At 50.6% G+C, this 23,657-nt stretch carries 17 protein-coding genes and 1 tRNA gene; 13 read left to right on the plus strand and 5 right to left on the minus strand.

Annotation, left to right across the window (positions count from 1 at the left end; translation table 11 throughout):
* Window positions 1-64 precede the first annotated feature (64 nt).
* The 3 genes from C5O22_RS01130 to C5O22_RS01140 all read left to right on the plus strand — a co-directional run bounded on the left by C5O22_RS01130 (window position 65) and on the right by C5O22_RS01140 (window position 4,645).
* Window positions 65-1,237 carry a PQQ-dependent sugar dehydrogenase gene (locus tag C5O22_RS01130; protein ID WP_243692838.1) on the plus strand — a complete coding sequence of 391 codons (1,173 nt, stop codon included), beginning with the start codon at window positions 65-67 and terminating at the stop codon, window positions 1,235-1,237.
* A 167-nt stretch (window positions 1,238-1,404) separates the two neighbouring features.
* Entirely contained in the window at window positions 1,405-2,940 is a 1,536-nt protein-coding gene (locus tag C5O22_RS01135) for a peptidylprolyl isomerase (RefSeq protein WP_132779337.1), read from the plus strand.
* Between the two features lie 4 nt (window positions 2,941-2,944).
* Complete coding sequence (locus C5O22_RS01140) at window positions 2,945-4,645, plus strand: 6-hydroxymethylpterin diphosphokinase MptE-like protein (protein WP_132779339.1); 1,701 nt, start codon at window positions 2,945-2,947, stop codon at window positions 4,643-4,645.
* Here the strand turns inward: C5O22_RS01140 and pepF are convergent.
* Complete coding sequence (pepF, locus tag C5O22_RS01145; RefSeq protein ID WP_132779341.1) at window positions 4,642-6,441, minus strand: oligoendopeptidase F; 1,800 nt, start codon at window positions 6,439-6,441, stop codon at window positions 4,642-4,644. The genes C5O22_RS01140 and pepF overlap by 4 nt on opposite strands.
* Window positions 6,442-6,652: 211 nt before the next feature.
* Here pepF and add point away from each other — a divergent pair, with 211 nt between their 5' ends.
* The 10 genes from add (at window position 6,653) to C5O22_RS01195 (ending at window position 18,807) form a co-directional block, all read left to right on the plus strand.
* Complete coding sequence (gene add, locus C5O22_RS01150) at window positions 6,653-7,687, plus strand: adenosine deaminase (protein WP_132779343.1); 1,035 nt, start codon at window positions 6,653-6,655, stop codon at window positions 7,685-7,687.
* 137 nt (window positions 7,688-7,824) lie between these two features.
* On the plus strand, window positions 7,825-10,098 hold the full coding sequence (locus C5O22_RS01155) for an MFS transporter (RefSeq protein ID WP_132779345.1): 2,274 nt from the start codon (window positions 7,825-7,827) through the stop codon (window positions 10,096-10,098).
* Window positions 10,099-10,205: 107 nt separating this feature from the next.
* Window positions 10,206-11,660: an SH3 domain-containing protein gene (locus C5O22_RS01160; protein WP_165910356.1), complete on the plus strand. Its 1,455-nt coding sequence runs from the start codon at window positions 10,206-10,208 to the stop codon at window positions 11,658-11,660.
* Between the two features lie 9 nt (window positions 11,661-11,669).
* Entirely contained in the window at window positions 11,670-13,628 is a 1,959-nt protein-coding gene (locus C5O22_RS01165; protein WP_132779349.1) for an ABC-F family ATP-binding cassette domain-containing protein, read from the plus strand.
* Window positions 13,625-14,599, plus strand: a complete 975-nt coding sequence (galE, locus tag C5O22_RS01170; protein ID WP_132779351.1) for a UDP-glucose 4-epimerase GalE — start codon at window positions 13,625-13,627, stop codon at window positions 14,597-14,599. Before C5O22_RS01165 ends, galE begins: the two co-directional genes overlap by 4 nt.
* A gap of 31 nt (window positions 14,600-14,630) precedes the next feature.
* A complete protein-coding gene (locus tag C5O22_RS01175) occupies window positions 14,631-15,857 on the plus strand; it encodes a M20 family metallo-hydrolase (protein WP_132779353.1) in 1,227 nt (408 codons plus the stop codon).
* A gap of 52 nt (window positions 15,858-15,909) precedes the next feature.
* Window positions 15,910-16,974 (plus strand): KamA family radical SAM protein, encoded by a 1,065-nt coding sequence (locus tag C5O22_RS01180; RefSeq protein WP_132779355.1) that lies wholly within the window; start codon window positions 15,910-15,912, stop codon window positions 16,972-16,974.
* Between the two features lie 155 nt (window positions 16,975-17,129).
* Window positions 17,130-17,540, plus strand: a complete 411-nt coding sequence (locus C5O22_RS01185; protein ID WP_132779358.1) for a Fur family transcriptional regulator — start codon at window positions 17,130-17,132, stop codon at window positions 17,538-17,540.
* Between the two features lie 40 nt (window positions 17,541-17,580).
* Window positions 17,581-17,652 (plus strand) — tRNA-Cys (locus C5O22_RS01190).
* 111 nt (window positions 17,653-17,763) lie between these two features.
* Entirely contained in the window at window positions 17,764-18,807 is a 1,044-nt protein-coding gene (locus C5O22_RS01195; RefSeq protein ID WP_132779360.1) for a LacI family DNA-binding transcriptional regulator, read from the plus strand.
* A gap of 55 nt (window positions 18,808-18,862) precedes the next feature.
* On the opposite strand, the gene C5O22_RS01200 is transcribed toward C5O22_RS01195, so the two are convergent.
* The 4 genes from C5O22_RS01200 to phoU are packed head-to-tail and all read right to left on the minus strand — an operon-like array spanning window position 18,863 to window position 23,619.
* Window positions 18,863-20,452 carry a UTP--glucose-1-phosphate uridylyltransferase gene (locus tag C5O22_RS01200; RefSeq protein ID WP_132779362.1) on the minus strand — a complete coding sequence of 530 codons (1,590 nt, stop codon included), beginning with the start codon at window positions 20,450-20,452 and terminating at the stop codon, window positions 18,863-18,865.
* An 18-nt stretch (window positions 20,453-20,470) separates the two neighbouring features.
* Window positions 20,471-22,246 carry a sensor histidine kinase gene (locus C5O22_RS01205; RefSeq protein ID WP_132779364.1) on the minus strand — a complete coding sequence of 592 codons (1,776 nt, stop codon included), beginning with the start codon at window positions 22,244-22,246 and terminating at the stop codon, window positions 20,471-20,473.
* Entirely contained in the window at window positions 22,236-22,946 is a 711-nt protein-coding gene (locus C5O22_RS01210) for a response regulator (RefSeq protein WP_132779366.1), read from the minus strand. Before C5O22_RS01210 ends, C5O22_RS01205 begins: the two co-directional genes overlap by 11 nt.
* A gap of 13 nt (window positions 22,947-22,959) precedes the next feature.
* Window positions 22,960-23,619 carry a phosphate signaling complex protein PhoU gene (gene phoU / locus C5O22_RS01215; protein ID WP_132779368.1) on the minus strand — a complete coding sequence of 220 codons (660 nt, stop codon included), beginning with the start codon at window positions 23,617-23,619 and terminating at the stop codon, window positions 22,960-22,962.
* Between the last annotated feature and the right edge of the window lie 38 nt (window positions 23,620-23,657).

Consider the following 23,657-nt stretch of genomic DNA (forward strand, 5'->3'; position numbering starts at 1 on the left):
TTTTTTTCCTTCTTCAACAAAGGGGGATGTGGTGCTTAGCTTAGAGAAATGAAAGGAAGCAACTATGAAAGATATAGATGGTAAGAAATTAGTCATTTGGATGTTATTTTTCGGTATAATGCTTCAATCGGCATTCTCCTTTGAAAACACCCCTATAGCCGAAATATCTTCCCGGCTAGAACGATTCCGGGTTATACGAATCGCTTCTGGCCTGGAATATCCCTGGGGGCTAGCCTTTCTTCCCGATGGTTCTCTTCTTGTTACTGAACGGGTTGGCAGAATGTGGATCCTGAGGGAAGGGAGAACGAGACAATTAGTGGTTGGATTACCGTCGATGGTGACCTCCGGACAGGGGGGGCTCCTCGATGTAGCTCTGGATCCGGCATTCAGCACAAATCGATGGGTCTATTTTTCATATGCCGCCCCTGGTCCCCGGGGAACCTCTGGAACAGCGGTGGCCCGGGCTCGCTTAGAGGGAAATCAATTGTGGGACCTTCAAGTTCTGTATGACATGAAACAAAAGACTTCTTCGGGTCTTCATTTTGGATCTCGAATCGTTTTTGGAAGGGACGGAATGCTGTATATCTCTACCGGAGAGCGGGGAGAACGTAATCGGGCTCAGGACCTTTCGGATACGGCAGGGAAGGTATTGCGAATTCACCCTGATGGGAGGATCCCCCAGGATAACCCCTGGGTAAGCCAAAGGAACAGAGGAATAACAGGCGTTGGGGTTGTGGCTCCGGAAATCTATACCTATGGGAATAGGAATATTCAGGGGATGGCGGTGCATCCTGATACGGGAAAAATCTGGGTTCATGAACATGGCCCGAGGGGAGGAGATGAGATTAATGTTCTCATACCGGGAGCAAACTATGGGTGGCCCATTATTACCTATGGGAGGGAATATTCAGGAAACACCCCTATTGGAGAGGGAACTCATAAAGAGGGTATGGAACAGCCCCTTCTGCAGTGGACCCCTTCTATCGCTCCCTCAGGGATGACCTTTTATACCGGCGATAGATTTAGCAAATGGAAAGGAAACCTCTTTGTAGGAGCCCTGGTGGGACAACACCTCCGTCGCCTTGTACTGAATGGCGAACAGGTAGTTGAGGAGGAAATCCTCTTATATCAACAAATTGGACGTATTCGGGATGTGCGGACAGGACCAGACGGATTGTTGTATATATTAACGGATGAGAGAAATGGGGGAGTTTTCCGTTTGGAACCTGTTTATTAGAGCCTGCGAAGATCCGTTTCTGCCTTAACAAACAATAAGCTAGTACCCCCTGGTTTTCCCCTCACAATCCATTGACGAGAAAAAACGGGCATGGTATGGTTTTGAATTGTCCACGCCCTCATACCGGTGTATGGCATCGAGCTTAAAAGAGAGAGGTACACTATCCTATGGCAAAGAAGGAAAAAGGGAAGGATCCGCAGAAAACCGAAGGCTGGCAGGAACTGGTTAATCGGTTTCGACAACATCCTGTTTTATTTACGGGAACGATTCTTATCCTTGTATTAACGGTGGTGGCATTTATTTTTGTGCCCGCCCTGGTTCCGGATGATAAGGGTATTCAGACAGGAAGAATTGCCTTTGGTTCCTATGATGGGACACCGATTGAGTTTATTCCCGGTAATTATTTTGCTCAGCAACGGGATTACTATATCGAACGGGTACGGCAATCAGGGGCCACCAATTCTCAATTTATGGCCTTCCAGGTATGGCGGGCCGCCTTCGAAAACACGGTCATTCGTACCGCTGCCTTAAAAGAAATGGCCGCGGCGGGCTTTGTTACCCCGGAAAGCATGGTAGATGAACGGATAATGGAACTGCCTCAATTTCAGGAAAACGGGCGCTTTTCCGCTATAAAATACAAACAGGTTTCGGAAACGGATCGACTTTCTTTGCGGAAAGAGCTTACCGATGAGATTGCCATGAACTATTATATGGGAGACCTATTGGGCCTTCGCATACCTTCTAAAGAGAAAGAGTTTATCAAATCGATGGCAGCGCCGGAGCGAAGCTTTGTGCTTGTGTCATTGCCGCTTTCTTCCTATCCTGATAATGAAGTAGAAAAATTTGTAGAGACCCATGCCGATCTTTTTACGGTGTACCACTTTTCTAAAATCACCATTACCAGCAGCGAAAAGGATGCTAAAAAAATTCAGTCCGATGTCCAGAAAGGAACTATTTCCTTTGAGGATGCCGCGAAAACCCATTCGAAGGACGAATATGCCGATAAAAACGGTGATATGGGAATAAAGTATGCCTATGAACTAAAAACAGAAATTCCTGATGAGGCAAATCGTACCAAAGTCTTCGGGTTGAAAAAGGGAGAAATCAGCGAGGTTGTCAAAGTTCCCACAGGGTGGGCTTTCTTTCGCTGTGAAGCAGATCCGGTACCTTCTTCGGGAAAGGATGCGACCGTTCTGGCCAAGGCCCGCAGTTATATCCTTTCTTTTGAGCGGGGGCGCATGGAAGACTATCTTATGAATGAGCTTAAAACTCTCGCTACTCGGATAAAAAATGAAAGCCTCGATGCGGCCCTTTCAGCGTATAAATTGGAAAAAAAGACCTTTGGACCAGTCCCGCTGAACTATGGGGATGTGGAACTGTTCCGTCCGGTGAGTTCCTTTGCTAATGCTATTTCTGAACTTCAGGGGGTAGCAACGAATGAGCAATTCTGGAAATATGCTTTTTCGACTCCCCTCCAGAACCCGTCGGACCCCTTTGTACTGGGAGATTCGGTGGTTCTCCTGTATCCTACTGAAGAATCCCGTCCTGAAGAATCATCCCTGGCGGTGATTGATTTTTATTACAATTATGTGGCTGGTCAGTATTCGGAACAGACGGTACGTAACTACTTTTTAGCAAGTAAAAAACTAAAGGACAATTTTTACGAAGTATTTGTAAAACAATTCCTCAGCCAGTCTCAGTAGGGTGATGGAACAGGAAGCTCCCCGGCTTAGCGCAACGAGCCGGGGATACACCATCTATTACAAAGAACGGTATCTTCTTTCTCCGCGGGATGCCGAGGGGGGCTGTGAACGGGTGGTAGAGGCTCTCCCGTTAAAAGAAGATACCCTGTACGTGGTGGCTTCTCCGCTCTTTGGGTATGGGCTTCCCCGTCTCGTTGCCCGACTCCCGAGAGGTGCTGCCCTGCTCTGTGTTGAGCTCGACCCTCTCCTGTATCAGGTAAGCGTTACCGAGTTCTGTGAGTTCTGTAAGGAAGTCTCTTCTCTGCCTTACCTTTGTACTCCTTCTCCAGAAAAAGTGATCAATTTTGTCCGGACTACCTGGGGGCCCCGGCGATTCCGGCGCGTAGAACTACTGCGAATTACCGCTGGCTGGCAGATCCACCCCGCAGGATACCAGGAAATAGTAAGGCTCCTTGAAGAAAGTATTGCCCTGGATTGGTTTAACGCTATGACCCTTACCAGGCTGGGACGACGTTATGCCCGGAATTTTATTCACAACCTGGCGTTGCTTCCGCAAAGCTATGATGCCCGATCCCTTTCGTGGGGAAACGTGCCGGTTCTTCTCTGTGGGGCTGGCCCGAGTTTGGACGAAACCCTCTCCTCATTAGTGCATGTTTTACCTTCGGTAAAAGAGAAAAAACAACGGCCCTTTAAGATACTCTGTGTGGATACCGCCCTGAGGACCCTTCTTTTGTATGGGATTATTCCGGATCTTGTGGTGGTGCAGGAAGCCCAGTGGTGGAATCTCCGGGATTTTGTAGGCATACAAGAAAAGGATGTTGCCCTTCTCCTTGATCTCTGTAGCCTTCCCGCCGTTCCTCGGCTTTCTGTGTTTAAAACGGCGCCTTTTTATTTATTTTATACGCCCTGGACATCCCTGCGTTTTTTTTCTCGTCTTAGCAATCGAAATCTGCTTCCTCTGCAGGTCCCTCCCATGGGTTCGGTGGGACTTACCATGCTTGCCCTGGCTCGCCAGATAAGCACTGGACCCCTGTTCGTAGCAGGTCTTGATTTTTCGTATACCCTAGAACAGTTCCATTGTAAAGGAGCCCCGGGGTTTCTGGAGTCACACTATCGTCTTACCCGTTTTTTTTCTCCTATTCAGGGGGAAAAAAGCTTTCGAGAAAAAAGTCGTTCCCTAGCTCATCCTTTTTTGGCCCTCAGAACCGACCCGGCCCTCTTGCAGTACCAGCAACTCTGTGTGCGCCACTTTTCCCATCATCCTGCCATATTTGATCTGAGGCCCTGGGGTCTTGATCTGGGATTCCCCAGGCGAACCATCGCTGAATTGGTGGCGCTTCTGTCTGAAGAAATGGCAGATTCTGGAGAGAATCCAGAAGGGGTGCCGCAAATCTCTGGTTCTTCTTCTACTTCCCCCTGGGCTCGAAAAGAGGTAGAATTGTTTTTACAGGATGAGAAAAAAACTCTAGAGCGGATCGTGGGGCTTCTTCAGGGTACAGAAGATACTGCCCCGGCAGAACTGGAACAGCTCCTGTCTGACCTGGATTATTTGTGGGCCCATTTCCCGGAGTGGGCAGGGCGGGAGGGAAGCATCCCCCCCACCCAAGACATTTCCTTTTTAAAACGGGTTCGGGCGGAACTAGACTTTTTTATCAAAACCGTCGAACTCGCTTTGGAAGAGATTTGTATACATGGTCTCTTTTAACCAAGGAGTTGTTCCAGTCTTTCCACGAGCTGCGCAAAGGTCTGGCACGCCTGGGCAATCGGTTCCGGGCTCCCCATATCTACCCCTGCGACCTGGAGTGCCTCGATCGGATAGCGGGACCCACCGGATTTCAGGAAGGTAAAGTAATCTGCCCGTTCTTTCTCGCCTCCTGAGAGCACCCGTTCTGCCAGTGCCAGGGACGCGGAGATCCCCGTTGCATACTTGTACACGTAAAAGGCCCGATAAAAATGGGGAATCCGCAGCCCTTCCATGTCGCTTTCTGGTTCAAACACCATGGCTGGTCCAAAGTATTTTTCCAGTAAGGTTCGATATTCGCTGCGGAGCCTATCCACCGTAAGGGGTTCCCCCGCTTCTTCTAAGCTATGGATCCGCTGCTCATATTCGGCAAACATGGTCTGGCGGTACAGGGTGGCAAGGATGTCATCGATCCGTTTGTTGATAAGATAGGTTTTCATCTCCTTTGTTTCAGCCTCTTGTTCCAGATACCGGAACAGAAGTTCCTCATTAAACGTGCTGGCCACCTCTGCTTCAAAAATAGTATACCCATAGTGCATAAAGGGATTATTCCGGGACGAATACCAGGAGTGCATCGAATGGCCCCCTTCGTGGGCGAGGGTAAAGACATCTCGGATCACGTCTTCTTTGTAGTTCATAAGGATGTATGGCAAGCCCGTATAACTTCCCGCAGAAAAGGCCCCTGAGCGTTTCCCTTTGTTTTCGTAGCGATCTGCCCAACGCCCCAGAAGGCCTGAACGAAGGGTGTGCACGTATTCTTCTCCCAGGGGAGCAAGGGCCTTACTGATGATATCAACCGCCTCTTCCCACGGAGTAGTTCGCTTTACGCTTTGAACAAGCGGCACGTATACATCATAGTGTCGCAGCTCTGGCACCCCTAACACCCGCTTTCGGAGTTCGTAATAGCGATGGAGGGGGCCTAAGTTACGATTTACCGTGGCCACGAGATTATCGTAGACCGCTTCATCTACCCGGTCAGGAAAGAGGGCCATTGCCCGGGCACTGGGAAACCCCCGAAGGCGGGCTTTAATAACATCTTGCTTAACAGACCCAGCGTACAGCGTGGCCAGGGTGTTCTTGTGTTGTTCAAATTGTTGATAAAAGGCTTTGTATGCCCGGCGCCGGAGATCCCGGTCGGGTTTTTCCATAAAACTGGACCAGGTCGATTGAGAAAGGGGACGGGGACCTTCGGGGGTATCAATGCTTCCAAAGTCTATATCCACATTGGTAAGCACCGAGAAGGCCTCCTGGCAGGTTCCTTCTGATTCGGACATCATGGCGATAAGTCGTTCTTCCCGGTCGCTGAGAATGTGGGGTTTCCAGCGAAGTATCTTTTTTAGGTAGATACGGTATTCTTCAAGACGAGGATGCTCCAGAAACTGGGCCATTCTTTCATCGGGGATAGCCTGAATTTCAGGGATAGCCCATGCACAGGCCGTATTTATGCGGGCATGGATAATGGTAAAACGGCCCGTCATAGCTCGGGCGGCGGCGGCCCCTTCGTCTTCGGTTTGCCGAAGTTCACAATAGTAGGCGAGTCGTTCTTCTAGAATGCCCAGATCCCGGTAAAAATCGAGCCAGTCTGCAAGTTTTTCCGCGGATGCTCCGAGGGTGCCTCGGAAATTTCCGATCAGTTTTTCTTTTTCTTCGTAAAGATCCAGGTCTTTATACCAGGCTTCATCGCTGGGATACAAACTCGAGAGATCCCAGGTATATTCGGTAGGTACTTCTGAACGGTTTGGAATGGTGGTTGTTTTCATAGAAATAACAGTATCATTTCTTAAGAAAAAAAGGAATAGGCATGTCAAAGATGAAATTCCCTTTGAATTTCTTGGTTTTGAAACGAAGGAAAAGAGCCTTTTCTACAGAAAAACTCCTATTTTGCCGATAAGTTGATTGATTTATTCTGTTTTCGCTATATAATTGGAACTACAGTACGATTGCCATGCAACAAAAGGATGTTCTAGTGATATGAACATGATACAAAAGTTACCAAAAGTAGAGATCCATATCCACGCGGAAGCCACAGTACAGTTTGCTACGTACTATGAGCTGAACAAAAAATACAAAATTAACAAAAACTATAAGGATGAACAAAGCTTCCGGCAGTTGTTACAGATTTCGAGTCTTGAAGACATGATTCGGAATTTCTTTTTTCTACAGTCCTTCTTTCGGGCCCCAGAGGATTTTTCACTCCTTGCAAAGGATGTGGTAGCCTATGCCCGGCGAAACAATATTTGGTACATGGAGACCTATCTTTCTCCTTCGATGGTTATCCGTCAGGGCTTTGTGGATTTCCATGATTTTGTAGATCCTATTGTGGAAGTATTTTCGGAGGAATTTAAGCGGGGTGGTATTGATATCCGCATCATTATTGACGTTTCCCGGACCTTTGGGTATGAAAATGCGGCCCAGAATTTACGGCTTCTTAAGACATATCTTTCCAAAAAAAGTACCGATCGCATTATTGGGATAGGCCTTGGAGGGCAAGAAATCGACCATCCTTGTAAGGAATATGAGCGGGTTTTCAAAGAGGCTGGGGAAGCAGGATTCCACCGAGTAGTCCATGCGGGAGAAGAAGTGGGGCCCGAATCTATCTGGGAGGCTATAAATTATTGTCATGCGGAACGGATTGGGCATGGTACCAGCGCTATTTACGACAAGAAACTGCTTCAGTATCTCAAAGAACACCAACTTCCCCTGGAAATCTGTCCCACCAGCAATATTGTGACCAGAAAATTTGTATCGGCCTATGAAGATCATCCCATTTATTCGTTTTATCCGATGGGCCTTATGGTAACCTTGAACACGGATGATCCAAATCTTTTTGATGTGGAACTGAACGACGAATATCGTCGTTTCCTCTCCTATAATGGAGTTCAACTCAGCGACGGTATGAAGATACTTAAAAATACGGTACTTTCTTCGTTTGCTCCCCAGGAGACGAAAGAAAGACTCCTTAAGGAAATTGAAATGTGTGTGGTTCCTAAAGGAGAAGTAAGGTAAAAAGCAACGGCCTTTTTCAAAAGAAGGCGTGGCGCTTTCTATCTAGTGATGAGAATGGGATAGCGCTGTGGGGGAAATCCTGCCTGGTCGGGGATAGCCCTTGTATTTTTTGACTTCCCTGTTTTATTATCAAACCAATGCAATTTCATTTAAGTCCGTACCAATTAAAAAAAGCCCGGTCGTTATATAATATTTTTAATACCCTGAACGGGCTTGCCTTTACGCTCCTGAGCGGTAATATCATCACCCTGTATGCCCTACGGCTGGGCGTCTCTGCCACGGTGATCGGCGTATTAAATGCCCTGGTGTTTTCGTCGTTTTTCTTTATGCCCGTCGGAAAATACCTGGTGCGACGTCATCCTATCGTACAGGTTTTTGCTACGGCCTGGCTTTTTCGGTATGTGGGCATGATTCCCATCCTTTTTATTCCCCTTGCGGTACAGGGGGCACGTCTTGATATCGCCCTTGTTTTGTTGTTGCTCTCTGTTTCCCTGTTTCATATTACCCGCGGGGTCGGAATGATTGGCAATAACCCGGTCCTTAATGAACTTGCGGCGGGCCCTGATCGGGGGGCCTATATGACCACCATTCAAATCATTGGGAGTGGGGTTTCCCTGGTAACCAATCTGCTTCTGGCCCTATTATTGGGGAGAAATCCCCCTCTTTTGATGTATACGTTAATACTCGGGTTTGGAATTGGGGCAGGAATTTTTAGTAGCTTTATGCTGTATCGTATTCCTGAACCGGCGCGAGAAAATCCGGCGGGGGAGCAGGATTTTTTTTCTACTGTCCAACATGCCTTTGCTCGAGCACCGTTCCGACGGTTCATGGTGATTTTCCTGACCCTTAGTTTTGTTTCGTCGGTAGCCCGTTCGTTCCTTGTGGTGTATGGAAGGCAGGTATACCACCAGGGTGATGGGATGATCGCCTTTTATTCTGTCTTTGGGGGGATAGGGGCGCTGATGGTAGGCCTGCTTACCCGTCTTTTAGTGGATCGAATCGGTGCAAAACCCCTATATGTATCTTTTACCTTTACTGCTCTTTTAGGCCTTGCCCTGGTACTTTTATCACCAGCGATGAATCTTCTTTCATCAGAAGAAGCCTATCCTTTTTCTCAGAACGTAATAGTGGTGTTGCTCTGTACGATCTTTTTTATTGTGAACTTTGCCTTTGCAGGGACCGAAGGAGTGGCTCAACCGTACTTTTTTGGGTTAGTTCGCCCTACAGATATTCTGGACCTGGGTATTCTGTACTATATTGTCTATGGTCTTGCGGGTGCCTTTGGTTCCTTTGTTGCGGGGGTATTTCTTGATATGGTTGGTCAGTGGGGAATTTCTCCCCTCTGGGCTTTCCGGATGCTCTATGGATTTTTGAGTCTCCTTACCATACTGGTTTTATACTGGCAGAGAAAATTAATCCGATTGGGAGCCTTGCCACTGCGGGGAGCGTTAGCGGTAATCTTTTCATTTAAAGATCTCCGGGCCCTTACTCTTCTGGATAAGCTTGAAAAGACTACCCAACCTGAAGAAGAACAGGCCCTGCTCGAAGCCCTCCACGAAAATCCGTCGCCGGTGGCCCTTTCAGATTTGCTTACCCGTTTGCGTTCCCCCCGGCTTATGGTTCGCCTCGAAGCCCTTCGGGCAATCGATGCTCTGGAAGACCTTTCACCAGAAGCCCGGGACGCCCTTATGGAAGATGTGGTGCACAATCCCTTTACCACCGCCTATGCTTCAGCCCGGATTCTCGGCAACCATGGGGTCCGAGAAGCCATTCCGCTCTTGCGACAGGCCGTGTTTTCGGAAGACTACATGCTGGCGGGAGAAGCCCTACTAGCCCTGGCGCGCCTTCGGGACGAAGAATCCCGTTCTCTTATAGAAAAGGTGGTCAGCTCTTCTCATAATCCCCGACTCCAGATTATGGGCGCCCTGGCCCTGGAAATTCTTGGTTCGATGGAGTCCCTGGGGGTGCTCCTCGATGTGATCCGCTATGAACATCCTGCTCCGTATGTACGGGATGAGATTACCCTTGCTATGGCAGGAATTCTGGGGGTAGGAAAAGAGTTTTATGCGGTGCTGGTGCAATATCTTTCTGACCCTTTATTGCTTTCTCCGCTGGTGATGGATATGTTAGAGGAAGCGATCAATACTTGTCTTAAAGGAAAGAGGAAACAGACCAGAGAAAAAATGATCCCCATTTTTCAGGACCTGCGTATCGCTATGGAACAGTATCTAGGTGAAAGAAAGGGGGTTCCCCTTTCCTGCTGGATTCAGAAGCATCTGGGGAATTTAAAAAATCCCGGGGGGTTCCTTTTTGCTGAAATAGTGTTGGAAGATGAACTTGCCCCCTATGAACGCTTACGCCTCTTAGTGGGAACCTGGATTGCAAAACACCTGGAACATCTTTCCTGGTGAAAGGCGATGGGGAGAGGGCGGACGATCTAGCAATTTTTTATTATTTTTCGTATGGTACGTATATGTACGCTGGTAGTCAAAGGGATAAAAAAAGAAGCCTTCTCTATATGATTGTACTGGGTTTTTTGCTCAGTCTTCCCCTCTCCTGTACTCGTCCGATGGGATGGGGGGTTGTTCTCTGGACCATTGATGCTCATTCTATCCCCGCAGGAACGGTGGTACCGGTCTATATTCGTTCTAACATCGATAAGGTTTGGGTAATTGGGATACCAAAGGAGTTGTTGAGCAAGTCTCCCGCCGGGGAGACCCAGGATAAAATAGAAGTGCCCCTCTGGCAGATTAACTTTTTTAAACAGAAATCCAAGGCCCAGCAGTGGGCGGCGTCCTTTGCTCCCTTTGCTTCCCTGTATGGCGAGACCCTGCAGGATGGGCTTCCCATACGGGATAGCCCCGATAATAATGGCCGGCGGGTGTATCGGCTCCGGGAGGGGCAGATCGTAAAGATTCTGGCCAGTGTGAAAGGAAGCCCGGTTATGGGCGCCGATGGGCCACTCCCCGGTGAATGGCTTCAAGTGTTGACCGATGATGGCGTGAGCGGTTACTGCTTTTCCTATCGCTTGCGAATATTTGAAAAACAGGTTGCAGTTTCTGAGAAGTCCCAGGCAGAAAAGACGCAAAAGGGTTCCACCACAGATGAAGAATTAGAGCTTGTTCTTGGTAGTAGATGGGTACCCCTCTGGTATCGTTCGATGTATGAAAAGCAGATGGTGGACCTTAATCGGGTATCAGAAAAGTGGGGGTTCTTTCCATCCCTTGAGGGAGGCATAGTACATATCCGTATGCCCGATTTTGAAAAGAGCTATCGATTTACCTCTATCGAAAGAAAGGATGAACACACCTGGTATTTTGCCGGCACACCGATTCAGATGCGTCTTGCAGAAAAGGATCAACTGGATGTGGAGATTCAAGAATCAGGGAAGGAACGGCGCTTTTTTCAGTATACCCTTCTTCCTGTAGCAGTGGAAGATTGGATTCGTCAGGAAGAGGAACGACGGCTTGCCCTGTATGATCAACTCCGGAACGAAGGATCCCTCTGGAGAAGTCCTACTTATGGCACCCTTTCTTTTTTGCCCGAAGGGAATTTTCAATGGGAAGACTATGAAGTGCTTTTCCCTCAAATAATTCCGTTTCGGGGACCTGCCCGGGGAAAGGTAATTACTGGTCTCTACATTCCCGAAGAACTCCTTTCTCTCTATGAAGGGGCTTTCCAATTGATTTTGTCTTCACCGCAGGCAGGGACTGCATCAGAAAATTCCCCCCAGTCTTCTTCGTCGGGTCAGGGGAAAGAACTGGGCCTTACCTTTTTGTACACCCTTCAGAACAGCGAGCTTATCCTGGAGTATGTTCCCTCCAGCGCTGTGGATGGGGTACAGGTGCTGCGTCGGGCCCCTGCGCCCCTTATTCTTCGCTTCCAGAAGGGAGAGACCTCTGGTGGAATCGAGCCCCCCCCTTTCTTTTTAGGGAGCGGCCGCTGGCTTATTCCAGAGAACCGCCGGAGCTAGGGGATACCGATGGCCTTTGTCCAGTGTACCAAAGTCTCCCTTGCCTATGGGGATAGGGATATCCTGAAGGACGTAAGCCTTTTCCTTGGTCCCGGTTCTCGTTCAGCCCTGACAGGGGCTAATGGCTCTGGGAAATCGACCTTAATGAAGGTTGTGGCGGGCCTGATTCAGCCTGACCGGGGTGAACGCTCCGTGGATCGGGATAGTCGCATTGCCTACCTTCCCCAATCGGGTATTGTTCACCGGGGTAAAACCCTCCGGGAAGAGGTAGAACAGGCCTTTGGGTTTATCCAGCTTCTCATCCAGCAGATGGAGCAGGTGGGCGAGAGGCTTGCCCAGAGCCGAGAGGAGGATGAGCGGACCCGTGCTTTGTTAGATGAATACCACCGGCTTCAGGAAAAAATAGCCCGGTCAGGATACTACGAACGGGAACAGTTTATTGGCCGAGTGCTGGAGGGACTCGGTTTTGAACGCTCCGATTGGGATCGTCCTGTCGAAGTATTTTCTGGGGGCTGGCAGATGCGGATAGCCCTCGCAAAGGTGCTTTTGGAACGGCCCGATATTCTGCTTCTCGACGAGCCTACCAACTACCTGGACGTAGAAGCCCGTACCTGGCTCGAAGGGTGGCTTAGAGAATTCCCGGGGGCCTACCTGATAGTTTCCCACGATCGGTATTTTCTCGATGTGACGGTGAATGAAGTGTATGAGTTGTTTCAGGGCACCCTGCGCCGGTATGTGGGTAATTACAGTACCTATGAAAAAATTCGACAGGGTGAACTGGAGGCGCTCCTGGCCCAGTACGAAGCCCAGCAGGAAGAAATCGCCCGAACCGAAGAGTTTATCCGCCGCTTTCGCTACAATGCGGCCCGGGCCTCGCTTGTGCAGGATCGGATCAAACGGCTTGAAAAAATGGATCGAATCGAGATCCCCGAGTCCCTCAAGCGCATACATATCGAACTGCCGCCGCCGCCCCATTGCGGCCGCAGGGTCTTAGTTCTGGAAGGCCTCGGCAAAAGCTACGGGAACCACCGGGTGTTCCGGAACCTGGATCTCCTTGTGGAGGCGGGAGAAAAACTGTTAGTGGTCGGCCGCAATGGGGCGGGGAAAACGACCCTTCTGCGGATCATCGCCGGTCTTGATACGGACTACGAGGGAACCCTTACTCTGGGTACGGATGTACAGATTGGCTATTTTTCCCAGGATGTGGCGGAAACCATGACCGGTTCTCAGTCGGTGCTGGAAACCCTGGAGGCGGAGGCTCCCCTGCACCTTATTCCCAAACTGCGGGACCTTTTGGGGGCCTTCCTTTTCCGGGGAGACGATGTGTACAAGACCGTTTCGGTTCTGTCGGGAGGGGAGAAGAGCCGCCTTGCCCTGCTCAGGCTGCTGCTCCATCCGGTGAACCTCCTGATTCTGGACGAACCGACGAATCACCTGGACCTTCATTCCAAGGATGTCCTCCTGGAGGCCCTGCAAAAATATCCGGGGACGGTGATCTTCGTGTCCCATGACCGGGCTTTCATGGAGGCCCTTTCGACAAAAACCCTGGAGCTTTCTGGAGGACAGGGGCGCCTTTTTTATGGGAATTACGCCTATTACCTTGAGCGGATTGAACAAGAATCGGCCCTTCCTCAGGAGACAGCCCGGATTCCTCCACCGAAAGAGCAGAGCCTTTCGGCGGCGGCCCGTTATCGGGAAGAAGAAAAGAAGCGACAGGCCCAAATCCGGCGTCTTGAACGACAGGAAGCAGAACTTATGGGCCGCATCGAACAACTGGAAGCGGAAAAGCAGAGTATCGAAGCTGCCCTCGCGGATCTCGCTACCTATCTGCAGGGGCAGCGAGTTAAGGAATTACAGGGAGCCCTTACAGAGGTATCCCGTTTAATAGAAGCGGCAAACGCAGAATGGGAGCGTTGTGCCCTGGAATTGGGGGCCCTCCGTTCTGAGCTACGAAAGGAGCACACATGAAAATACTTGTCATTGGAGGCGCAGGCTATATCGGTAGCCATGTGGCCCGGGAATTTCTGGATCAGGGCCATGAGGTAGTAGTGTTTGACAATCTTTCTTCGGGGACGGAGGAAAATCTATTCCCCGAAGAACGGTTTATCCGGGGAGACATCATGGATTACCCCTTCCTGGAAAAAGTGATGTCTGAGGGATTCGATGCACTGGTGCATCTTGCGGCCTTTAAGGCGGCAGGGGAATCGATGATCAAACCAGAAAAATATTCGCTTAACAACATCAATGGAACCATTCATATTTTGAATGCCGCCTGTGCCACGGGGATACGGTATATTGTTTTTTCTTCTTCCGCCGCCACCTATGGTGAGCCCCGGTATCTCCCCATCGACGAGGAACATCCAACTAACCCAGAAAACTACTACGGGTTTACCAAACTTGAAATAGAACGGTTCCTTTCGTGGTATGATAAGCTTAAGGGGATAAAATATGCGGCCCTTCGTTACTTTAATGCCGCGGGCTACGATATCCAGGGCCGTATTCGGGGCCTTGAGCGAAATCCGGCCAATCTTTTACCTGTGGTGATGGAAACCGCCTGCGGTATTCGACCGGAAGTGCAGGTTTTCGGGAATGATTACGATACCATTGATGGCACGGGGGTGCGGGATTATATTCATGTAAACGACCTGGCGGTGGGACACGTGTCTGCCCTGGAATACATCATGAAGCACAATACGAGCCTTACCGTGAATCTGGGGAGCGAAACGGGGCTTTCGGTTCTGCAAATTATCGAGGCCGCCCGACGTATTACGGGCCGTCCTATTCCGGCTCGAATTGTAGGAAGGCGTCCTGGCGATCCGGCAAAGCTCACCGCCTCGGCAAAGAAGGCCCGGGAACTCTTAGGCTGGCAGGCGAAGTACTCTGACGTAGATACCCTGGTGCAAACCAGTTGGGAGGTGTATCGCCCCCATGCGCGGTAAAGCCGCTCATCATATATTGTAAGGAAGCCCTATGGATACAAGGATAGAACAGTACATTGCAGGAAGTCGTGATCTCGTGGTGGAACTCCAGCGGGAGCTTACCCGTCGGCCCGCCCTTTCACCTGAATCAGGAGGGGGAGGAGAACTTGATAAGGTTACCTATCTTGAAGGCTGGCTCCGAGCCCATGGTATTACCCAGTTAGAGCGCCATGATGCCCCCGATAGTCGGGTTCCCTCCGGGATTCGTCCCAACCTGGTGGCCACCATTCCCGGGAAACGGGACGACAAGCGTCTGTGGATCATGAGCCACACCGATGTGGTTCCCCCGGGAGAACGGGCCCTCTGGAACAGCGACCCCTGGACGGTGGTAGATGCAGGGGATCGGCTTATTGGGCGGGGAGTAGAGGATAATCAACAGGGCCTCGTATCTTCGGTCCTGGCCGCCCTTTCGTTGGTCCAGCAGGATATCGTTCCGCCCCATACGGTGAAGCTCCTCTTCGTGGCCGACGAAGAAATGGGCAGTGAATATGGAATTCAGTGGCTCCTTAAAAATCGGTCCCTTTTTAAGTCCGACGATATGGTGCTTATCCCCGATGGGGGAGATCCCCGGGGCGAAACGATCGAAGTGGCGGAGAAGAATCTCCTCTGGCTCGAAATAAGAACCACCGGGAAGCAATGCCACGGCTCCCGACCTGACCAGGGGGCCAACGCCCATCTTGCGGCCTGTGAACTGGCGGTCCGCCTCCATGATGAGCTTCCCCTGCGGTTTCCCCAGCGGGATCCCCTCTTTGAGCCGGACCGTTCTACCTTTGAGCCCACTAAGCATGAGGGCAATGTGCCCAACGTGAATACGATCCCCGGGGAAGATGTGTTTTGTATGGACATGCGGATTTTACCCTGCTATCCGGTCCAGGAGGTTCTCGCGGAAGTGGACCGTATCATGGGCGAGGTTGCCCAGAAGCGGGGCGTGCGAATGGAATACCGCATCCTGCAGCGGGTAGAATCGAAGGCCACAAGTCCCGAGGCGCCGTTGGTGCACCTGCTTTCTCAGGCGGTACAAAAGGTATACGGCGTGACCACCCGGCCCATTGGGATCGGCGGAGGCACGGTGGGGGCCTTTTTGCGCAACGAGAATATCGATGCGGTAGTGTGGGGCCGCCTTGAAGAAAGCGCCCACCAACCGAATGAGTATGTCCTCATAGCGAATATTCTAGGAGATGCCACCGTCATGGCTACCCTGATGATGCAGGAGCGGTGATTTTTTGGCTCCCTAGCAATCGAAGTAAGAGTCCCCCTTGTGTGGTAGATCGATGCGTATTCTTTCCCGACCTGAACAGTTACCCCCTTCTCTTGCCGCTTCTTTAACGCCCGCAGAGGTGGCGTATATTCAGGAACTTGAACAGGGAAGGGGGCTCCCCTTTGGGGTAACTCCCTTTTATGCGTCCCTTGCCGGCAGCGATAGCGCTGATCCGCTTCGTCGTCAGTGTATCCCTGACCCCCGCGAAAATATCCGACTTCCCTGGGAACTGTCGGATCCCCTCGGCAGCGAGCTCTATAGTCCTTTGCCCCGCCTGGTTCATCAATATCGAGATCGGGTGCTCCTGCTTGCTAACGGTACCTGCGCGGGGTATTGTCGCCATTGTTTCAGGCGGGATTGGACTGCCGGTGCCCTGGGTTTTATTCGGCCTGCGGAGCTTGCTCCCATTCAGGAGTACCTGGGTTGCCACAGAGAAGTAGAAGAGGTCCTTGTTTCCGGTGGGGATCCCCTTATGGGGGATACCGCTAAACTTGCCTGGCTTTTTACGGAACTACGAAAAGCCTCACCGGGAATTTTTATTCGCCTCGCAAGCCGTATACCCGTAACCTGGCCCGATCGAATCGATAAGGACCTCATTGATCTTTTAAGAAACCATCGTCCTCTTCGAGTGGTGGTGCACATAAATCATCCCCGGGAATTGGCAAAACCGGTGGTCCAGGGCCTGGAATGTCTTGTGGCAGGAGGAATCCCCGTGCATAGTCAAACGGTACTCCTTAAGGGAATCAACGACGATGTGGAAACCCTGAGGATACTTTTTCGGGGGCTACTTTCGGTGGGGATAACCCCGTACTACCTTTTTCAGGGGGACCTTGCGCCGGGGACGAGTCATTTCCGGTGTAATTTGGAGCGGGCCATAGGGCTCTATGAAGAGCTTGCGGTTCGGCTTTCCAGTCTTGCCCTGCCCGCGCTGGCGGTGGATCTTCCCGGGGGGGGAGGAAAAATCAGGCTTCGGAGAGAAAGTATTCGGGGAACGGTGCAGGAGGAAGGGGACTTTGCCTATTACCTTCTTTCTGATGCTCAGGAAAAGCTCTGGAAGTATCCTGTGGAAAGGGACTGAAAATCGACTCTGTTTAGGGGCGACGCCCCCTCGGACAGATGAACTGAGAGACTTGTCGATGGTGGGGGTTTTTAAGTAAACCATCGGGGGGATTTTATCCCTAAAAAACTAAGATAGGTTGGAAAAAATCACAGAGGAGCAGTAGAATATACGGTATGGAAGGTAAGAAAGAGCCTAAAAAGTATAAACATTCCCGGCAACGGGAGCGAATCCTGGAAGTTCTCCGTTCTACAAAGTCCCATCCGACAGCGGCATGGGTGTATAATGAACTCAAGCCAACGATGCCCCGTTTAAGTCTTGGCACGGTATATCGGAATCTCCGGATTCTGGGAGAGCAGGGAGAAATTTTGATTCTCCAGAATGGGAGCGGTCCCGATCGTTTTGATGGGGATACGAAGCCCCATTACCACTATATTTGCCTTCGCTGTGGGCGCGTTGAAGATGTGCCCTTACCGGTTAATGCGGAGCTTGATGCACAAGCGGCGTCGGTTCTGAACCGACCTGTCCTCGGTCATCGGCTTGATTTTTTAGGTTTTTGTGCAGACTGTATGGGTCAAAAAGACTAGACAGAGGGGTCCCTCATTTGCTATAGTAGTTTCCGTCATTGGCGCCGTACCCAAGCGGTAAGGGAGAGGTCTGCAAAACCTTTATGCGACAGTTCGATTCTGTCCGGCGCCTGGCATACGCCTCCTATAGAGTGGCCCCGGACTTCCGTACCTCCTAAGTTCGGGGCCTTTTTTATGTGCCCCACCTTTGTTAGTGAGAGAATTTTTGCTATAATACAGCGATATGAAACCGACGATTTCCCGAATAGCAGAACTCGCGGGGGTTTCGAAAACCGCCGTTTCCTTTGCGTTTAATGATCCTTCTAAAATAGCCCGCTCCACCTACGAGCGGATCATGGAAATTGCCGAACGGGAAGGGTATGTACCTGATCCGGTGGCCCGTTCTATGACCCAGAAGCGGGTAGGGGCCATCGGGGTTTTGCTCCCCCAGGCTATTCAAGATACCTTTCGGAATCCCTATGTTTCGGAAGTGTTGCGGGGTATTGGTTCGGTCTGCCACCAGGAAGATCTGTTTTTAACGATTCTGCCCCCCGTAAAGGGCTTTCTTTCCCATGCTATTCGTACGGCCGTGGTGGATGGGTTTATTGCCTTAGGGGTGGAAGCTTCTCCCGAATTGGCCGCTACTATTCGGCAACGCCATGTTCCCTTTGTGACCATTGATGGGGATGCAGAATCGGGAATCCCTAACGTGGGAATCGATGATGTGATGGCCGCGGAAAGCATCATGAACTATGTGCTTTCTCTGGGGCATCGGGATATTATCATTCTAGCGCTAAAGTCTGACGGACCGGGAACGCGGGAAGAATATTCTTCCCGTACGGTCGATCGTCGTTCCGCTGGCTTTGAACGGGCCCTTCAATCCTATGGGCTGAGTCTCCAGAGCCCTGAAGTACGGGTGTATCCCGTGGATGTTACCATGGAAGCGGCAGAAGAATTGTTGATTCCTATCCTTCGTTCAAAACCCCCTACGGCCATTGTGAGTATGAGCGACTCCGCTGCCTTTGGGGCTTACCTGGCCTGTCGAAAGGTGGGGCTTTCCATCCCTCGGGATATCACCATTACGGGTATGGATGATATTCCCTTTGCCTCTCTGATGGATCCACCCCTTACGACGGTCCGGCAGCCGGGCATGCGAAAAGGGGCCTATGCGGTGCGGACCGTACTCGATCTTATTCAGGGGCGGGTGGTGGCCTCCGCTATCTTGCCTACCGAACTGGTAATTCGGGGCTCCAGCGCTCCTCCACCCCCGTATCCTCGGGATGTGTAAAGTTACTCTCCCCAAGGAAATGGATTGGGGGTGTTGTGGTGATGCCCCTGGTAGGTCAGGCATTTTTTACAAGGGTCTGCTGGAGGGCCTGTTCGAGCTCTTGGACGGAATAGGGTTCCCAGAAGGGGATACTATTTTTTAAGAAGAACCCGTATTCGGTGCGTAAAAGCTGTTGTAATCCCTGTTGGAGGAGCCGAGCGGTATGGCGGAGGTTGTCAGGGATTCCCTCTGTTTTCATAAGATGGGCACTCACGGGACTTGCCAGGAGGGTTTCCATGAACATTTTTGCTGCAAGGAAACGTTCTTCCTTCTTTACTTGAATGATAAGGGGATGTTCCAGAAGACCTAATACTTCCCAGGTGCTCTGTTCAATCTGGGCGTAGCGACCGGCCTCTTTATCCTGATCGCTTACATGGAGGGGCAATTGGTCTGCAATCGAAGAAAGCCGGGGAAGGAGGTAGTCCAATTTAAAGAGTCCGATTGCGCAGTTAAAGAGGACCGGCTTCCCTTGCTGTTCCTGGAGAGTAAGTTCTTCCCGGGAAATTCCCTGCCCAATGTCGAGGACCGAAAGACGGCCTGTGGTCGTCTCTACCAGGACCCCTCCTTTCACATCGATAGGGGTTTTCAGGGAAAACTCAAAGGCCCCGGTGGCGTCGGAAAGGGCAAAATAGGCAAGTTCTACTGGATCGATGGTATACCCTGAATTATCTACATTCCCTAAGTATACATACCGAATCCCCTGATCATAGAGGGCCTGATACACCGGTGCAAGAACTCGGAAATTTTCTCCATGTCCCCCTGGCAAGGCAAGCCCTTCATGGGGTCTCCCATAGGCCCGATCAAAAATTCGGCGAGGAAGTCCTTCGCTGCTATGGGTTATGGCGGCTAAAAGCCCCTGGCACGCCCCAAGGGAACAGGTGGGATCGGTGCCGGTTCGTTGGATAAGCTCCGTAAGAAGGGGATCAGCCCGATATTCCTTGTAGGTTTCCTCCAGTTTTGTGGTGGTGCTGTGGCTTGTCATCTGAAAAAAAGGGAGAAGAGGTCGTTCCTTATCGCCAGTAAGGATACGATATTCCAAGGCATGTATAAGAAGGGACCGCATTTTGAGAAGAATAAACGAAGGCCCCGCACTCCCATCGGCTTGCAGGAAGGCAGGAGTAATACCTTTTGGACTATCTTTAATTATCGGCCCGTAGGAATCAAAATACGATTGAAAGTGGTCGTACAAAAGGGGAGCCAGTTCTCGATTTTTTTTGCTGTCCCCATAGGTAGTGGCGGATCCCCCATTGAGGACCCCATAGGCTGTAAAGGGGTACAGGTAAATACCGAGAAGACGGAGTTGCTGCTTACTCATGGTAAGGAGATTCCCTTGTCGCGTGCCCCACCGTTCCACAGGGCCGGCTAGGCCGTGGCGGGTAAGGAGTTCTTCTACCTTAGACAGGGGAATGGAATAAAAAGAACGGTGAAAGTCCGTAATTTGACTATTGTCTGGGTTGGGAAGCCGGTGTTTTTCTGAGTCGGAAGAAGAACTATCCCCCTTGTTGTGTTCAAGAATACTCAGTAACTGAAGGGTTCGCTCAATATCGGCCCCTTTTTTTTCTAGATCCGCACGAAGGGCCGGATGAAGGTCCTGTAGCTGTTGCATAGACCTTCAATCTATACCTTATTCCAAAACCTGGTCAAGCTTTTTGGGTATGTGGATAGTAAAGGTCGATCCAACCCCTTCTACACTGTGTACCGAGACGGTGCCCCCATGGAGTTGCACCACGTGCTTTACGATGGAAAGGCCCAAACCGGTGCCCCCCGCTTCGCGGCTTCGGCTTTTATCGACCCGGTAAAAGCGTTCGAAAATGCGATCCAGATCCCGGGCGGGAATCCCATTCCCTTCGTCCCTAAAGAGGATCTGAATTTCCGCTGGGAGGTCCCGGACCTCAATAGTGGTCCGGGTATCAGAAGGAGAATATTTGAGGGCATTGTCTAAAAGATTGGCCAGGGCCTGTTCAAAGAGAGAAGGGTTGAGCTTAAGGGTGATATCTGGGGGACAGAACAGGGTAACCTCTATGTTCTTTTCCTTAGCAAGCGGCTCAAAGAGTTCGACTATCTCTTCGAGCATCATCTTAAGGTTGGTATCTTCTGTTTCCAAAATGCGTCCTTCTTGCTGTTCTATTCGGGCAAGGGAAAGGAGATCTTCGATAATATGCTCCATCCGTATAGTATGACGGGCAATGATGTCCAGGTAGCGACGGCGCAACTGAGGGTCTTCCCCTGCCCCATCCTGGAGGGTTTCTACAAAACCCTTGATAGAGGTGATGGGGGTACGGAGTTCATGAGAGACGTTGGCCACGAAGTCCTTACGGATCTGTTCCAGCCGGGAAAGATGGGTGATATCGTGGAGCACCAGGATATACCGCTGTGAATTTAACAGGGGCGCCCCGTAGACCTGGAACTTCTTTTGGTTTCGATCCCAGGAAGACACGGTTCCCTCAAAGGATGTGTTGTGCTGGAGCATCTGATCCACGAAGGTTTTCAGTTCTGAAAGAGGAAAAAGTTCCAAAAGAGGGGAACCGACAAAATCGGCAGGGACCTCCGTTTTTCCTACCATGAGGAAGGCCGCTCGATTTGCCTGATATACCCGAAGGTGTTGGTCCAGTACAATAACGCCTTCCCTCATACAGGTAAAGATGGTTTCTATCTCCTCTCGACGGCGAGTGCTTTCCTGGATCCGTTTTTCGATCTCCTCTGCCATCGTATTCAGAGTATAGGCCAGGGTTTGGAGTTCCTCCGGACCTTCAAGGTATATCGGAGATAGGGAAGCCCCCTTGCTAAAGTCCCGGGCTAGATCCGTTAACTTCTTAATGGGCCCTTCGATGCTGCGGGAAAGGTACCAGGCAAGGAGAAAGGAGATACCACCAATCAGCAGCATGAGAAGAAAAAATCGAAGGTAAAAGCGCCGGATTTCCTGGTTCAGGAGATGGAGGGGCAGGGCGGCCCGGACAATGACGAGTTCCCCCGTATCCAGCTGTTTCCTCTGGGCATAGTACACCATCTCCTCCTGGATCGAGACAGAATAGCGGACCGCCCGTCCTTCTCCTTTGGTAAGGGCGGAGATTACCTCGGGACGGCGACTGTGATCGTCCAGGGTGGCGGGATCGGCCCTGGAGTCGGCTAAGACCGTGCCGTCCTTTGTAATAAGGGTGATACGGAAGGATCTTGTTTCTCCCAGATTTTGAACATATTCAAAGACCGATGATTTTTCTATCGAAGGGAGCGACAGGAGGGTGTCTATCAGACTTACCAGATCTTGAAGCTCTTTGATGGTAGCCTCATAGGTTTGCATACGAAAGGTAAACACCCCCAGGGGGATAAAAAATCCCATAAAAACAACGATGATGATACAGTACGACGTAAGGAGCTTTTTAAAGATACTTTTATATTTCATCTTTACAATCCTGGAAACGATACCCTACTCCTCGAACCGTTTCAATCAGGTCCCCCAGGGGGCCGAGCTTTTTGCGGAGTCCCAGGATTTGTACGTCTACCGAACGTTCGGTTACGGGGTAATCTTTTCCTTTAACGGCGTTGATTATCTGGTTTCGGGAAAAGACCCAGCCGGGATTGCGGGCAAGGAATTCCAGAATGGCAAATTCGGTGGCGGAAATGTCGATGGGAACATTGTCAATCGTAACCATGTGGCGCCCTGGATCAATAACAAGGTTTTTCCGTTTAATAATCTCTTCTTTTAGTGGGCCGAGGCCCTGTTTCATATGGGTTCGTCGAAGAAGGGCCCGAATCCGGGCGATGAGCACCCGGGGGCTGAAGGGTTTGGCGATGTAATCGTCGGCCCCAAGTTCAAGGCCGGTGATAATATCCATGTCCTCGCTTTTGGCGGTCGCCATGATCACCGGGATCTGTTTAAATCGATGATCCTGGCGGATCGTTCTCAGCACATCCGTTCCGTCCATCCCCGGAAGCATGATGTCCAGGATAATCACATCCGGATTTGTTACTTCGAGGATCTCAAGGGCCCGTTCGCCGTTATCGGCGGTTACAACCGTGTACCCTTCTTTCCCGAGATTATATGCTAGAAGCTCCTGTATATCCGCATCATCTTCTACCACAAGAATCGTAGCCTTCGCCACCGGTTCCTCCTGGTTAATCGTTCAGTTCTACCCTGTCCCCGGTCCCACAGTAGACAATAATTTCACAGATATTGGTGACATGGTCTCCCAGCCGTTCCAGGTAGCCTGAGGTCTGGATAAGCCGATTCCCCGAAGAGATTTTTTCAGGATGCTTCTGGATGATTTCTATCACATTAGCCACCAGTTCTTTATGGAGCTGGTCTATTTCATCATCCTTTTGGGCAATGTTTTTTGCTTTTTCCATATCCATTGCAATGAAAGCTTCGATAGCCGCTTCTACCATGGTACTCCCGATGTGGGCCATGGTAAAAAGCTGTTCCGTGGCCGCTAAGGAGCTTTGTTTCTCCAGTTTTAACACCGTTTTTGCTAAATGGACCGCATAGTCTCCTATGCGCTCTAATTCATTGGCAATTTTGATGCAACTTAAGAGCCACCGCATATCCTGGGCTACCGGTTGCTGGGTGGCAATAACCCGGGCACAGGTTTCTTCAATTTCGATCTGGAGTTTGTTTACCTCCGGGTCGTCATCCTTTACTTCCTGGGCAAGGGGGAGATCCATCTCCTTTAATGCCTGGGCGGCTTTTAAAAGATCGTCCTTTACTTTCACTCCCATGTGAAGCAGTTGATCCTGGATCTGTCGCTTTGCCTCTTCCAGGTGAATTCTTCCCGTCATATGTCCGTCCTTTGTTTGATATGTTCCGTGGCACTCTT

The organism is Treponema sp. J25, from assembly GCF_004343725.1.
In the GTDB taxonomy this organism is placed as follows: Bacteria; Spirochaetota; Spirochaetia; order Treponematales; family Breznakiellaceae; genus J25.